This window comes from Catellatospora methionotrophica (genome assembly GCF_011297335.1).
Classification (GTDB): domain Bacteria; phylum Actinomycetota; class Actinomycetes; order Mycobacteriales; family Micromonosporaceae; genus Catellatospora; species Catellatospora methionotrophica.
This window is the reverse complement of sequence record NZ_JAAOTJ010000001.1, coordinates 427,597-441,559: the sequence shown is the minus strand read 5'-3', so window position 1 is coordinate 441,559 and position 13,963 is coordinate 427,597. Positions and strand designations below refer to the sequence as shown.

General features: G+C 72.6%; 10 protein-coding genes. 7 read left to right on the top strand and 3 right to left on the bottom strand.

Annotated elements, in window-relative coordinates; all coding sequences use genetic code 11:
* The first annotated feature begins 34 nt into the window (after window positions 1–34).
* Window positions 35–1,426 carry a M1 family metallopeptidase gene (locus tag HAV40_RS02005; protein WP_166378379.1) on the top strand — a complete coding sequence of 464 codons (1,392 nt, stop codon included), beginning with the start codon at window positions 35–37 and terminating at the stop codon, window positions 1,424–1,426.
* Window positions 1,427–1,480: 54 nt separating this feature from the next.
* Here HAV40_RS02005 and HAV40_RS02000 read toward each other — a convergent pair whose 3' ends face one another.
* Together HAV40_RS02000 and HAV40_RS01995 are read right to left on the bottom strand one after the other, a co-directional pair.
* Window positions 1,481–2,791: a family 43 glycosylhydrolase gene (locus HAV40_RS02000; protein WP_239086290.1), complete on the bottom strand. Its 1,311-nt coding sequence runs from the start codon at window positions 2,789–2,791 to the stop codon at window positions 1,481–1,483.
* A gap of 146 nt (window positions 2,792–2,937) precedes the next feature.
* A complete protein-coding gene (locus HAV40_RS01995; RefSeq protein WP_166378375.1) occupies window positions 2,938–3,297 on the bottom strand; it encodes a YciI family protein in 360 nt (119 codons plus the stop codon).
* A 334-nt stretch (window positions 3,298–3,631) separates the two neighbouring features.
* On the opposite strand from HAV40_RS01995, the gene HAV40_RS01990 reads away from it, so the two are divergent.
* Complete coding sequence (locus HAV40_RS01990) at window positions 3,632–5,251, top strand: pectate lyase family protein (RefSeq protein ID WP_239086286.1); 1,620 nt, start codon at window positions 3,632–3,634, stop codon at window positions 5,249–5,251.
* Between the two features lie 60 nt (window positions 5,252–5,311).
* Here the strand turns inward: HAV40_RS01990 and HAV40_RS01985 are convergent, their stop codons facing one another.
* Complete coding sequence (locus HAV40_RS01985; protein WP_166378373.1) at window positions 5,312–6,769, bottom strand: condensation domain-containing protein; 1,458 nt, start codon at window positions 6,767–6,769, stop codon at window positions 5,312–5,314.
* A 144-nt stretch (window positions 6,770–6,913) separates the two neighbouring features.
* On the opposite strand from HAV40_RS01985, the gene HAV40_RS01980 reads away from it, so the two are divergent.
* From HAV40_RS01980 to HAV40_RS01960, 5 genes are read left to right on the top strand one after another with little or no spacing between them, the layout of a single operon-like run.
* Window positions 6,914–8,389, top strand: coding sequence for a class I adenylate-forming enzyme family protein (locus HAV40_RS01980; protein ID WP_166378371.1), 1,476 nt, complete (start codon window positions 6,914–6,916; stop codon window positions 8,387–8,389).
* Window positions 8,386–11,256, top strand: a complete 2,871-nt coding sequence (locus HAV40_RS01975; RefSeq protein WP_203671324.1) for a non-ribosomal peptide synthetase — start codon at window positions 8,386–8,388, stop codon at window positions 11,254–11,256. Before HAV40_RS01980 ends, HAV40_RS01975 begins: the two co-directional genes overlap by 4 nt.
* Window positions 11,253–11,480 carry an acyl carrier protein gene (locus tag HAV40_RS01970; RefSeq protein WP_166378366.1) on the top strand — a complete coding sequence of 76 codons (228 nt, stop codon included), beginning with the start codon at window positions 11,253–11,255 and terminating at the stop codon, window positions 11,478–11,480. The genes HAV40_RS01975 and HAV40_RS01970 overlap by 4 nt, the downstream gene beginning before the upstream one ends.
* On the top strand, window positions 11,477–12,793 hold the full coding sequence (locus HAV40_RS01965) for a condensation domain-containing protein (RefSeq protein ID WP_166378364.1): 1,317 nt from the start codon (window positions 11,477–11,479) through the stop codon (window positions 12,791–12,793). The genes HAV40_RS01970 and HAV40_RS01965 overlap by 4 nt, the downstream gene beginning before the upstream one ends.
* Window positions 12,786–13,961, top strand: a complete 1,176-nt coding sequence (locus HAV40_RS01960; protein WP_166378362.1) for a macrolide family glycosyltransferase — start codon at window positions 12,786–12,788, stop codon at window positions 13,959–13,961. The genes HAV40_RS01965 and HAV40_RS01960 overlap by 8 nt, the downstream gene beginning before the upstream one ends.
* The last annotated feature ends 2 nt before the right edge of the window (window positions 13,962–13,963 follow it).

Genomic DNA, 13,963 nt, shown 5'->3' with positions numbered 1-13,963 from the left:
GCGGAGAGCTCGCGTCTCCACTTAACGTGATTCCATGCGAAAAGCCCGAATCGTGGGGATGATGGTCGTCACCTCGTCCCTGCTGGCCGGTTGCGGCCTCCTTCCCCCGAGCCTGACCGGGCAGGTCGGCCTCGCCGGCATCGGCGACCCCTACTTCCCCACGTACGGCAACAGCGGTTACGACGTCGAGCGCTACCAGCTGAAGGTCAAGTTCGATCCGGCCACGGGGCGGCTGGACGGGACCACGACGGTGCGGGCCAAGGCGACCCAGCCCCTGGACGCGTTCCACCTCGACCTGTACGGCCTGACCGTCAGCGGCGTCAAGGTCGACGGCCGGACCGCCAAGACCGCCCGCGAGCAGGACGAACTGGTGATCACCCCGGCCGTGCCGATCGCGTCCGGCGCGGCGTTCACCACCGAGGTCGTCTATGGCGGGCGACCCGCCGACACCCCCGACAAGGACGCCGAGGGCAACGGCTTCTTCACCAGCCGGCGCGGCGCGGTCGCGGTCGGCGAGCCGCAGTCGGCGGCGGCCTGGTTCCCGGTCAACGACCACCCCCGCGACAAGGCGCTGTACGACATCGAGCTGACGGTGCCGCCCGGCTACAGCGGTATCAGCAACGGGCTGCTGCGCGGGCGCACCGAGGACGGCGGCTGGAGCACCTGGAAGTGGGAGGTCACCTCGCCGATGGCGTCCTACCTGGCGCTGATGGCCGTCGGCAAGTTCCGGGTGACGCAGGGCGAGCACCAGGGCAAGCCGGTGATCACCGCGATCGCCGAGAAGGTGCCGGTGGGGGAGGCCGACCGCAACCTGGCCCGGACCCCGGAGGTCGCCGACTTCCTGGAGACGATCGCGGGGCCGTACCCGTTCGACGCGTACGGCGGGATCGTGGTGGCCGAGAAACGCGTCGAGGACGAGATGGAGAGCCAGACCCGTCCGGTCTACACGGCCGAGACCTGGGCCGACGGCCCCGACACGGTGATCCTCGCGCACGAGCTGGCGCACCAGTGGTTCGGTGACAGCGTGTCGGTCGACACCTGGCGCGACATCTGGCTCAACGAGGGCTTCGCCACCTACGCCGAGTGGCTGTGGCAGGAGCACGACGGCGGTCCGACCGTGCAGTCGCAGTACGACAAGCGGTACGCCGACAAGAAGTCGGACCTGTGGAAGGTCCCGACCGGTGACCCGGGCCGCGAGGAGATCTTCTCCGACAGCGTCTACGAGCGCGGCGCGATGACCCTGCACGCGCTGCGCAAGCTCGTCGGCGACGACACGTTCTTCGGCATCCTGCGCACCTGGACCGCCGAGCACAAGGACGGCAACGCCAGCACCGCCGACTTCATCGCCCTGGCCGAGAAAGCCTCCGGCCGCCGCCTGGACGGCTTCTTCGACCAGTGGCTCTACACCACCGGCCGCCCGTCCTGAACCGCGTGAGCAGGCCTGCCCCGGCGGGGGACATCCGCCGGGGCAGGCCTGCTGCTATGCCACCTCGATGTAGTCGAGTTCGGCCCAGCGGCTCAGGTACGTCAGGCGCACGGTGTTCCACCCGGCGGCCAGCGTCACCCCGACCGGGGCCTGCCGCCAGGTCTCCCAGCCGGTGTTCGGGTAGTTGACCGTCGTCGGCGCGCCGCCGTTGACGGTGAGCGTGTGCTGCGCGTCGCCGAAGCCCGCCGCGTAGGCGACGTTGACCGTGTAGGACCCGGCTCGTGGTGCGAAGACGCTCAGCTGCACCCAGCTGTCGGCGTAGTCGATGTACGCCACGGCCTGGCCCTGGGACGCGGTCGTGGTCGACCGGATCGCGCAGCGGTTCAGGGTGCCGCGCTCGGCCTCGGTGCGCACCCGGCTGCCCCGGACCACCGGGAAGCCGCCGGCCCAGCCCAGGGCCGCCACGTACATGCCGCGGGCGCTGTAGTTGTTGATCCAGCCGTGGAAGACGAGGCTGTCCCCGGCCGCGTCGCGGATCACGTCCGCGCCGCCCGGCCCGCGTACGGTGCCGTCCACACTCGCGGTCGTGATCAGCGAGCGGTACGCCTTCGTGTACGGCCCCGTCAGCGAAGCCGAGGTCGCGTAGCTGGTCTGGTAGCCGTCGCCGCCGTACCCGCCGAGCGAGTAGAACAGCACGTACTGCGTGCCGACCTTGGTCAGCACCGGGGCCTCGATGACACCCGCCTCCTCGGGCAGCCCGCTGCGCAGCAGTTCGACCCGGCCGCCCTGCAGCGTGACGCCGTCGGCGGCGACGCCCTGCAGCCACAGGCTGGTCGGCTGGCCGATCGCGTTGCCGTCGTCCTTGTACAGCAGGTAACGCGCGCCGGTGCTGTCGACGAAGCTGGACGCGTCGATGTCACCGCCCTCCCCGCCGTTGCAGACCAGCGGCTGCGTGCCGACGGCCGTGAACGGCCCGATCGGCGAGGTGGCCAGGGCCGCGCCGATGCACTGCCGGCCCACCGTGCGGCTGCGGGCCGTGTAGTAGAGCACGTACCGGCCGTCAGCCCGCCGGAACACTTCCGGGGCCCAGGTCAGGCCGCCGCTGGCCCACGCGCCCAGGGTCGGCATCGCGTTGCCGCGCCGCGTCCACGGCCCGGTCAGCGAGGTCGCCGAGGCGACCGGCACGTTGCCGAAGCCGTTGTTGGTCGAGTACGCGTAGTAGACCCCGTCGAAGCGCGAGACGTCGGGGTCGGGGAAGTCGCTGCCGATGACGAGCTGCGGCGCGGCCGTGGCGGCGGCCGCCGCGGCCGGGGTGGCGGCGAGCGGGACGGACAGGGTCGCGGCGATCGACGCGAGCGCCAGCAAGGTAGAGACGACAGACGATGGCGAGCGGGGCATCGCTCCTCCTCAGGTCGTTTTCGGAACTGGAAAGAAAGCATCCAGAAAGAGGAGGGTATCGAAGTATGACGTTGTAGTCATCCGCTCGCCGCCCGCGTCCCGACCCTGCCATGTCAGCTCTCGGTGCCACCCCACGGCTTGAACCGGCGGACCTCCTGCGGCCAGCCGCACGCCTCCGCGATCTTGCCGGCCCACATCCTGGCCGTCGCCTCGTCGGGCACGTTCACCACGGTCAGCCCGCCCAGGAACTCCTTGGTCTCGACGTACGGCCCGTCGGTGAACAGCAGCGTGCCACTGGTCGCGTCGGCGCTGAAGGCGGGCTCGTCCTCCTCCAGGCCACCGGCGAAGACGAACTGCCCGGCCGCCTTCAGTTCCTCGACGACCGCCCGGGACAGCGGCCCGCGCCCGCGGAACCACTCCTCGCTGTGGTCGCCGACCCACTGCTGGTTGAAGTAGATGAGGTACTCGGTCATGGCTGCTCCTCTGCTCGGCCGGACGGCGTCCGACTCCATCTTCACTACGAACGGCCTCCAGTCGATCCGACACTCGCCGGCGGAAATCTTCGGCACGCGGACGCTGGCGGGCCGGAAAGCGCTTGCCATACGATCGGTCTCATTCCTGCGAACGGAGGGACCTCCGCCCGCGCCGCAAAGTTCGCCATAGCAGCCCTACCGGGGTCGATCGACCATCGGCCCATGGCGTTTGGGGAGATTCGGTGCAACAAAGCTGCACATAGTAGGCATTGACTGACTTGACTGTATCTTCCTAGGTTGGGAAAAAGCGCATTCCCACCAGGGAGGTCCTACCGTGCAGGAATCGCACGTCCCGCTTCGGCGGCGCAGGCGCGCCCGCAGCGCCCTGGCCGCCGGGGTCAGCGTCACCGTCACCGCGCTGATCCTGACCATCGGCGCGGCCGCCAACGCGGCCACGCTCCTGTCCGACGACTTCAACGACGGCAACGCCAACGGCTGGAGCACCTCCGGTGGCAGCTGGTCGGTGGCGTCCGGCGCCTACACCCAGTCGAGCACCGGCGCGAGCGCCAAGGCCCTGGCCGGTTCGACGTCCTGGTCGACCGCCACGGTGTCGGCGAAGGTCCGGGCCGACACGTTTAGCGGCTCCGGCTCGCGCGGGCTCGGCGTCGCGGCCCGCGTGCAGAGCACGTCGAACTTCTACGCCCTCGTGCTCACCCCGACCGCGGTGCAGCTGCGCAAGGGCAGCACCACCGTGCTGGCCTCCGCGCCGTACGCCACGGCGACCGGCACCTGGTACACCCTGTCGCTGAGCGCGACCGGCGGCACGCTGGTCGGCACGGTCAACGGCAGCCAGCTGGTGTCCGTCACGGACGGCTCGTACGCGACCGGCCGCGCCGGACTGATGGCCAACTACACCGCGGCATCATTCGACGACGTCGTGGCCACCGACGCGGCAGGCCCGAGCCCGTCGACCCCGCCGTCCGGTTCGCCGTCGACCCCGCCCTCGGCTTCGCCGTCCGCGCAGCCGTCGCCGAGCACCAGCCCACCGCCGCCGCCCACCGGGCTCGTCGGCTGGGCCACCCAGGCGGGCGGCACCACCGGCGGCGCGGGCGGGGCCACCGTCACGGTGAGCACCTGGGCCGACCTGCGGACCCAGGCCCAGGCCGCGGGCACCCGGACCATCCTGGTCAACGGCATGCTCAGCGGCTCGGGCACCATCGAGATCACCGCGAACAAGACCATCCGAGGTGTCGGCGCGAACTCGGGCGTATCCGGGACCACGCTCAACATCGAGGACATGCACCCGGCCAACGTCATCATCCAGAACCTGAACATCCGCGGGGTGCCGGGCGGCGACGCGATCCAGATCGAGAACGCCACCCACATCTGGATCGACCACAACACGATGTCCAGCACCATCGAGAGCGACGTCGACTTCTACGACGGCATGATCGACATCACGCACGGGGGCGACTACGTCACGGTGTCGTGGAACGTCCTGCGCAACCACTGGAAGGACTCGCTGGTCGGGCACTCCGACGGCAACGCCGGTGAGGACGTCGGCCACCTGCGGATCACGTACCACCACAACTGGTTCGACCGGACCTTCGAACGCAACCCGCGGGTGCGGTTCGGCGAGACGGTCCACGTCTTCAACAACTACTACTCCAACATCGACAACAACAGCTCGTCGTACGGCATCGCGTCGACCATGAACGCCGGGGTGCTCGTCGAGGGCAACGTGTTCGAGAACGTGGTGCAGGCGTGCTGGTCGGCCAGCGGCTACGCCGACTCCGACCCGGGCCGCCTGGTCGCCCGCGACAACCTGCTCACGAATGCGGGCCCGTGCGAGACGAACGGCTCGGTGGCCTCGGTGCCCTACGGCTACACCGCGCAGGGTTCCGGCGCGGTCAAGTCGTCGGTCACCGCCGGTGCCGGAGCGGGCAAACTCTGACCTGCCGGTGAACCCTCACCAAGGGTCGGCGACCGGTGGAGAACCGGTCGCCGACCCGTGTCACCGGTCGCCCGGCACCGGGCGGCTGCGCGCCTGCGTCGCCTCATGGTCCGCGCTCGCGGCGGCTGTCCAGGGCCAGGGGACCGCGCCGAGCGCCGCGTCGACCAGCAGCCGTTCGACCTCGCGCAGGAAACGCTCGGCGACGTCCGGGGGCAGGTGGGCGGTGTCGCCGGTGACGGCCAGTCCCAGGCCGCCGGGCGCGTCGATCACCTCGAACCGCATCAGCCAGGTGAACGTGTCCAGGCCCTCGGCGACCGCGAAACCCGTGTCGGCCAGGGCGGCCCGCAGCGCGGCGGCGTCGGGGCCGTCGCCGGGCAGTCCAGCCTCGGGGGCGAGCCGGATGTCGTTGAAGTAGCAGTGCTTGTTGACCCCGGTGGCGTACGGCAGCCCGGCCGCCTCGTGCGCCTGCGCCATCTGCTCGGGGTCGTAGTACGCGTGCCGGTACGCCTCCACCGCCGCGTGCCAGACGCGGGGCAGCGCCTCGGCGAACGCGGGCCGGTCGGCCAGGCTTATCACCAGCAGGCCGAGCTGGTTGAGTTTGGAGATCGCCTCCCGGTATCCGTCGGCGGACCGGTTGTTGACCATCGTGTAGATCCCGCACGTGTCCTGCCCCGACCAGGCCGCGACGACCCCGGCGACCGCCGTCAGCAGCACCGTCGAGCTGGACACCTGCTCACGCCGGGCCACCGCCCGCGCGGCCGTGTCGGCGGCCCGCGAGGTCAGCACGCAGCGCTGGAAACGCGGCGCGTGCGCGGGTCCGACGACGGGCAGCGTGTCGGCGGGCAGGCGGTGGTGGCTGTCCAGCCAGTACCGCACCGCGCGGGCGTTGCGGCGGCGCAGGCGGTCGGCGTCCTCCAGCCGGGCGATGTCGGCCGACTGCGCGGGCGGCGGCGTCGGCACCGCGCCACGCAGCAGGAGCAGCCGCAGGTCACGCAGGACGACCTCGGTGGCCCGGAAGTCGACGGTGGTATGGCTGAACACGACCGCGATCTGGCACACCCGCTCACCCGACACCAGCAGCGCGACCCGCTGGGGCCACTCCCGGCCGTGGTCGAACGGGGTGCTCGCCAGCTCGGCCGCCACCTGTGCCGCGAGCGCCGCGCCGTCGTCGGCGGGCGGCTCACCGATCGCGATGACCAGCACCGGCTGCTCGCCCCGCGCGGCGACGACCTGCCGCAGCTGCCCGCCGACCTCCTGCACGCGGGTACGCAGCGAGCTGTGCCGCCCGACGAGCGCGCCGACCGCGCGCAGCGCCGACGGCACGTCCAGGGCGGCGCGGCGCGGGGCGGCGACCACCCGCCGCAGGCTGAACATCGCGTGGCTCGGCCCGTGGCGGCGGATGGCGATCCACAGGGCACGCTGCCCCCAGGTGAGGGGCGCGCCCGGGTCGGCGGCTCCGTCGAACGGGGCGCTCAGCTCCATGGCTGACGCGGTGTCGGGGCGGCCGTCGGTGGACATCACGACAGCGTAGGACGTCTATGGCGGAAAGCGCTTTCCTCCGTTCGGCCGATCCCTGCCCGCCGCCCTCGCAGGCACACTCGTCTCGACATGCGGGCGAGATGCCGATCCCCGCGACCAGGTCGCGTTAGGAGACGTTCTCCCATGCCCGGGATCGGCGAACCACCGCTGCAACCATGCCGGACAGTCCCCGGGCTGCTGGCCTGGCGGCGTGCCCGCAACCCCGAAGACGTCGCCATCGAGGTCGCGGGCGTCGACACGCTGACCTTCACCCAGTGGGACGACGCCGCGACCGCGGTCGGGGCAGCCCTGCGCGCCAGAGGAGTCGCCGCTGGCACGCCGATCGGGCTGGTCTTCGCGGGCCGCGACTGGACGAGCTTCGCCGTCGCCTACTGCGGAGTGCAGCGAGCGGGCGCGGTCGCCGTGCCGCTGCCCGATCAGCTGCCCCCGGCCCGGCTGGCGCAGCTCCTGGCCGCCTGCGGCGCGAGCGTCGTGATCGAGGGCCGCGACGACGTGGACGCCCTGGTCGCGACCGGCATCCGGGAACCCGGCGACGCCGCCGACGTCTCCCGTCCCGGCGAGATCGCGCAGATCCTGTTCACCTCCGGCACGTCGGGACAACCCAAGGCCGTCGCCGCGACCCACGCCAACCTCACCGACGGCGCGGTGATCCACCCCAAGCGCCTGGCTCTGGCCCACTCCCGGCGGTTCCTGCACGCGTTCCCGATCGGCACCAACGCCGCGCAGACCATGCTCGTCAACGCGCTGACCGCCCGGCCCGCCGCGCTGACCCTGCCGCGCTTCACACCCCGCCGGTTCGCCGCCCGGCTGCCCGAGGTCGGCACCGTGTTCCTGGTGCCCGCGACCGCGATCGAGCTGCTCGAATCGGGAGCGCTGGACGGCTTGGACCTGTCCGGCGTACACCTGGTCGGCTCGACCGCCGCGCCGCTGCCCCCGGCCGTCGCGCTGCGGCTCAACCGGGCGTTCCCGAACGCGGCGATCGTCAACCACTACACGTCCACCGAGGCGGCCCCGGCCCATACCAACATGGTCTTCGACCCGGCCCACCCCGACGCCGTCGGCCGGGTGACCACGGGCGCGGTGCGGATCACCGACGCCGACGGCACGCCGCTGCCCGACGGCGAGGTCGGCCACGTATGGCTGCGCTCGCCGCACGCCCGCCGCTACCTCGGCGACGAGCCCGCCACCCGCGACACCTTCCGGGACGGCTGGGTGCGCATGGGCGACCTGGGCCGCCTGTGCGACGGCCACCTGTTCCTGTCCGACCGGGACAGCGACGTGGTCAAGTCGGGCGCGTACAAGATCTCCACGTTGGAGGTGGAGGCCGCGCTGCACGAGCATCCGGGCGTCGCCGCCGCCGCGGTGGTCGGGGTGCCGCACCCGGTGCTCGGGGCGCGGCTGGCAGCGGTGATCGTGCCCCGCCCGGACGCCGACGTCGGCCTGCCGGACATCAGGGCGTTCCTCGCCGAGCGGCTGGCCGACCACCAGCTGCCCGGCGACCTGCTCGTGCTCGATCAGCTCCCGCGCAACGACGCGGGCAAGGTCCTCAAACGACAGCTGGTGGGACTCTTCCCCGCCCGCACCGGAGGTGACGCGTGAACCCGATCAGTCACGGCGTGTGGTTCACCGAGCAGGCGGCGGTCGCCGGCACGGCGTACCACATGGCGCTCGGGGTGTGGTTCGACGGCGAGCTGGACCGGCACGCCCTCGGCGAGGCGTGCGCCGCCGTCGTCGCCCGGCACCCGGTCCTGGGCTGCGCCGTCAGCCTCGACGGCGACCTGCCGCGCCTGGTCCCGGCCGCCGAGAAGATCACGCTGAGCGACGCGCCGCACAGCCAGGCGCGGGTACGCGAGGAGATCGCCCGCCCGTACGACCTGAGCCGCGGCCCGCTGGCCCGGTTCACGCTGCTGCGCGAGACGCCGACCCGGCACCTGCTCCTGTTCACGGCCCACCACCTGGTCTTCGACGGCATGTCCAAGGACCTGCTGCTGGCCGACCTCGCCGCCGCCTACCGGGGCGCGGACCTCGCACCGCTGCCCGCGCTGTCCGGCGAGGAGCCCGGCGAGCACGCCGTGGAGTCCGCGCGAACCTACTGGGCCGCCCACTGGACCGAGCCCGGCGAGCTCGTGCTGCCAGAGCTGACCGGCACCCCGTCCGCCGCCGAGCCCGGCCACGCCGTCGAACTCACGCTGCCGCCGGTCGACATCGCCGGTCTCAGCCGGTTCGAGGTGCTGCTCGCCGCCGTGCACGTGCTGCTGGCCCGCTACGGCAACGCGGACCTGCCCGTCGCCGTCGGGCTGTCCACCCGCGACGAGCACACCACGCCGAGGATCGGACTGCACGTCAACGAGCTGCCGGTCAGCGTCGCCCCGGCCGTCGGCCGCTTCGGCGACTACGCCCGGGAGCTGCGTACCCGCCTGCGGGAGCTGTACCGGCACCGCACCGTGCCGTTGGCCCACGTCGTGGGCGGCCTGCGCGCCGCACCGGCGCTCACCCCGGTGTCGGTCGGCTACCGGCGGCGCGGCCCCGCGCCCAGCTTCCCCGGCGTCACCGCCGACGTCGCGTGGGCGCTGTTCCACGGCTCCGCCCGCAACGCCCTGCACGTGCAGATCGTCGACGGCCCCGCCGGCGACCTCGCCGTCAGCCTCCAGCACAGCCCCGCCCACCTGCCCACCGACGCCGTACGGCGGATCGGCGAACACCTGCGCACGGTGCTGGCCGCCGTCGCCGCCGACCCGGACACCGACGTCGCCACGCTGCCGGTCATGCCCGCCGCCGAGCACGACACCGTGCTGTACGGCTGGAACGACACCGCCCGCGACCAGCGCGGCACCGTCACGCAACTGCTGGCGACCCAGGTGGAACTGCGCCCACACCATGTCGCGGTCGTCGACGGCGACCAGCGGCTGACCTACGCCGAACTCGACGATGCCGTCGCCGCGCTGGCCGCGCGGCTGCCCGGCCCTGGGGCGCTCGTCGCGATCCGGATGCCGCGCGGCTGGCGGGCGCTGGTGGCGATGCTGGCGGTGATGCGCGCCGGGGCGGCGTACGTGCCCGTCGACCCCGCCTATCCGGTGGCCCGGCAGGAACTCATCCTCGACGACGCCCGGCCCGCGCTGGTCCTCGACGGACTCGACCACGTCCCGGCCCCGGCGGCCGGTGGCGAGGTGCCCGCGGGCACCGCCTACGTCATGTACACCTCGGGCACCACGGGACGTCCCAAGGGTGTCGTCGTGCCGCACTCCGCGCTGGCCAACCTGCTGCTCGGCATGGCCGAGACGGTCGGGAGCGGGCCGGGGGACCGTTGGCTCGGGCTGACCCCGCTGTCGTTCGACATCTCCGGACTGGAGCTGTTCCTGCCGCTGGTCACCGGCGGGCGCCTGGTCATCGCCGGGGAGGCCGGGGCGCTCGACGGCCGCGCCGTCGCCGCGCTGATCGCCCGCGAGGCGGTCACCCACGTGCAGGCCACCCCGTCGGCCTGGCAGATCCTGCTCGAAGCGGGCTTCGACGGCCGGTCCGCGGTCACCGGGCTCGCCGGGGGCGAAGCCCTCCCGCTCGACCTGGCCAGAAGGCTGCGGTCCACGGTCACCCGGCTCGTCAACGTTTACGGCCCGACCGAGACGACGATCTGGTCGACCACCGACGACATCCCCGCCGCACCCGACACCGTCACCATCGGCCGCCCGATCGCCAACACCCGGTGCTACATCCTCGACGGCGAAAACCGTCCCCTGCCCATCGGCGTATGGGGCGAGCTCTGCATCGGCGGCCACGGCGTCGCCGACGGCTACCTGCGCCGCCCCGACCTCACCGCCCAGCGCTTCGGCCCCGACCCGTTCACCGGCGGTCGCCTCTACCGCACCGGCGACCGGTGCCGGTGGTCGGCCGACGGCCGCCTGACGTTCGGCGGCCGCACCGACAGCCAGGTCAAGGTGCGCGGCCACCGGATCGAGCTGGAGGAGATCGAATCCCACCTGCGCGACGTCCCCGGCATCGCCCAGGCCGCCGTCGCGCTGCACGGCGGCGAGCTGGCCGCCTACCTCGTGGCCCGTGGCACCGCCCCGGACGCCGCCGAACTGCGCCGCCTCCTCGGCACGAAGCTGCCCGCCGCGACCGTACCGACCTCCTGGACGTTCCTGGACCGGTTGCCGGTGACGCCCAGCGGCAAGCTCGACCGGGCCGCGCTGCCCGCACCGGTCGCCGCCCGAGCACCGTCGACCGTCGCCGTCGCGGCCGACCACGACGACGAGCTGGTGCGGGTGCTGCGCGACATCTGGCAGGAGGTGCTGGCCGTCGACGACATCGGGCTCGACGAGGACCTGTTCGACCTCGGCGGGCATTCGCTGACCATCACCCGGATCAATGTGCGCATCCTGCAGCGGCTCGGCCGCGACGTGCCGCTGGAGGTCTTCTTCGAGGCCCCCACCATCGCCGAGATCGCCGCGTACCTGCGGGAGCGGCCGTGAACCTGGACCAGCGGATGGCCGCACTCGTGCAGGACGTCACCGGCGGGGCGGTCACCGCCGGACAGGCGCTCAGCGGCGGCTCGCTGCGCGCCCTGGGGCTGGACTCGCTCGGCGCGCTGCGGCTCATCGACGCCATCGACCTGGAGTTCGGCGTCGAGATCGACCTCGGATCCGGGGCGGACACCCTCGACGCGATCACCAGGATGGTGGCGGACCGGTCATGAGACACCTGCCGCTGTCGGCGCTGCAACAGCGCTTCTGGTACCTGTGTACCGCATACCCCGGGGACGCGTCGCCGATCCTGGTGCTCAACTGGCGGCTGCGCGGCCCGCTCGACGTTCCCGCCTGGCAGGCCGCCGTCAGCGCGGTCGTCGACCGGCACGAGAGCCTGCGCACCGGCTTCGCGCTGCGCGACGGTGAACCCGTCCAGGTGGTCATGCCGCCCGCCGGGATCGACACCGACGTCGTCGACCTGCGGGGACTCCCGTCGGACGAGCGGGAGGGCCGGGCCGCCGAGCTGCTGTCGGCGCGTACGCACCGGTTGCTCGACTTGACCGCTGACCCGCTGGTCGGCTCCCGCCTGCTGCGCCTGGCCGACGACAACCACGTGTGGTGCTTCACCATGCACCACCTGCTGGCCGACGGCGCGTCACTGCGCATCGTCGGCCGCGAGATCCGCGCCGCCTACCTGGCCGCGCTCGACGGCGCCACACCCGGCCCGCCCGAGCTGGAAATGCAGTACGGCGACTTCGCGCAGTGGCAGTCCGAGCAGGACCAGGCCGGCGACCTCGCGTACTGGCACGAGCGCCTGGCCGGGGTCCCGCCCCTGGAACTGCCTACCGACCTGCCCAGGCCGGTGGAGAAGTCCGCGCACAGCGCCGAACACCTGCGGCAGATGAGCCCCGCGCTGGCCGCGCAGGTCGTCGAGCTGTCCCGCAGGTCCCGGTGCACCCCGTTCATGGTGCTGCTGGCAGCGCTGCAGGTGCTGCTCGGCGAACGCAGCGGACAGGACGACTTCTGCGTCGGCACCCCCGTCGCCGGGCGGGTGCGCGCCGAGTTCGAGCCGGTGGTCGGGCTGTTCGCCAACACCCTGGCCCTGCGCGCCGACCTGTCCGCCGACCCCAGCTTCGCCGACCTGCTCAAACGCACCCGCAGTACGGTCATCGCCGGGCTGCAACGCCAGTCCGTGCCGCTCGGCCGGGTCATCGCGGCGCTCGGCGTGCCCCGCGATCCGGGCCGGACCCAGCTGTTCGACGTCGTGTTCAGCATGCGCAACGACACCATCGCGTCGGTGTCGCAGCTCGGGCCGCTGCACGTCGAAGGGTTCCCGCACGGGCACGCCAAAGTGCTGCACGACCTCGTGTTCGACATCTGGCGGCTCGACGAGACGGGCCTGCGCGCCGGTATCCGCTACGACACCGCCCTGTTCCGGCCGGAGACCGTCGACGAACTGGCCCGCCGGTACGAGCAGATACTCGCCGCCGTCGTCGCGCGGCCCGGTGACCGGCTCTCGGCGCTGGCGGCCCGCCATGGGTAGGCACATCGCGTTCTTCAACATCCCCGCCATCGGGCACGTGTACCCGACCCTGCCGGTCGTCGAGGAGCTGACCCGGCGCGGGCACCGGGTCACGTACTGCACCACCGAGGACCGCAGGGCGACCGTCGAGGCGGCGGGCGCGGTCGTCCAGCCGTACCGGTCCCTGCGACCGGCCGACCACGACCCGTCGCTGCGGGTGCCCTGCCGGGGCGGTTACATCAGCCAGACGCTGCTCAGCTTCCTCGAAGAGGCCGAGGCGACGTACGCGCAGCTAGCGCCCCGCTACCGCGACGACCGGCCCGACCTCGTCGTCTTCGACCGGATGGCGTTCGCCGGGCGGGTGCTGGCCGCGCGGCTCGACGTGCCCGCGATCCAGCTGTGGCCGATGCTCGTCTCCAACGAGCACTGGTCGATGGGCCAGGCGCTGGATGCCTTCGACCCCGCCGACCCGGTCCTGCTGACGTACGTGTCCCGACTGGAGGCGTTCCTCGCCGCGCACTGCCCCACCCTGGACCCCGCGCAGTTCCTGAGCCCGCGGCCCGAGGCGCACCTCGCGTTCTACCCGCGCTCGTTCCAGTACGCGGGGGAGCGGTTCGAACCCGGTTACCGGTTCGTCGGGCCGTGCCTGCGCCGCGCCCCCGGCCGGTGGCGGCCGCCCCGCGACCGTGACGTGCTGCTGGTGACCCTCGGCACCGTGTACAACGCCCGGCCCGACTTCTACCGGCACTGCATCGAGGCGTTCGGCGGCAGCGACTGGCACGTCGTACTCGGGGTCGGTGAGCGCATCGACCTCGCCGACCTGGGCCGCGTGCCCGCCAACGTCGAGGTGCACCGGTTCGTGTCGCAGCTCGACGTGCTCGCCCACGCCACGGCCATGGTCAGCCACGCCGGGATGGGCGGCGTCATGGAGGCGATGAGCCTGGGCGTGCCCGTGCTCGCCGCCCCGCAGACCCTCGAACAGGAGGCCAACGCGCTGCGGATCGAGCAGCTCGCCCTCGGCGCACGGCTGCCCGACGACCACGCCGACCCCGGCGCGTTCAAGACGGCGATCGAACTCATGGTCAAGGACCCGTCGATCATGGACGGCGTGGACCACATGCGCCGCGCCATCACCGCCGCCGGCGGCGCGACCCGCGCCGCCGACATCATCGAACAGTGCCTGCGCTGAGG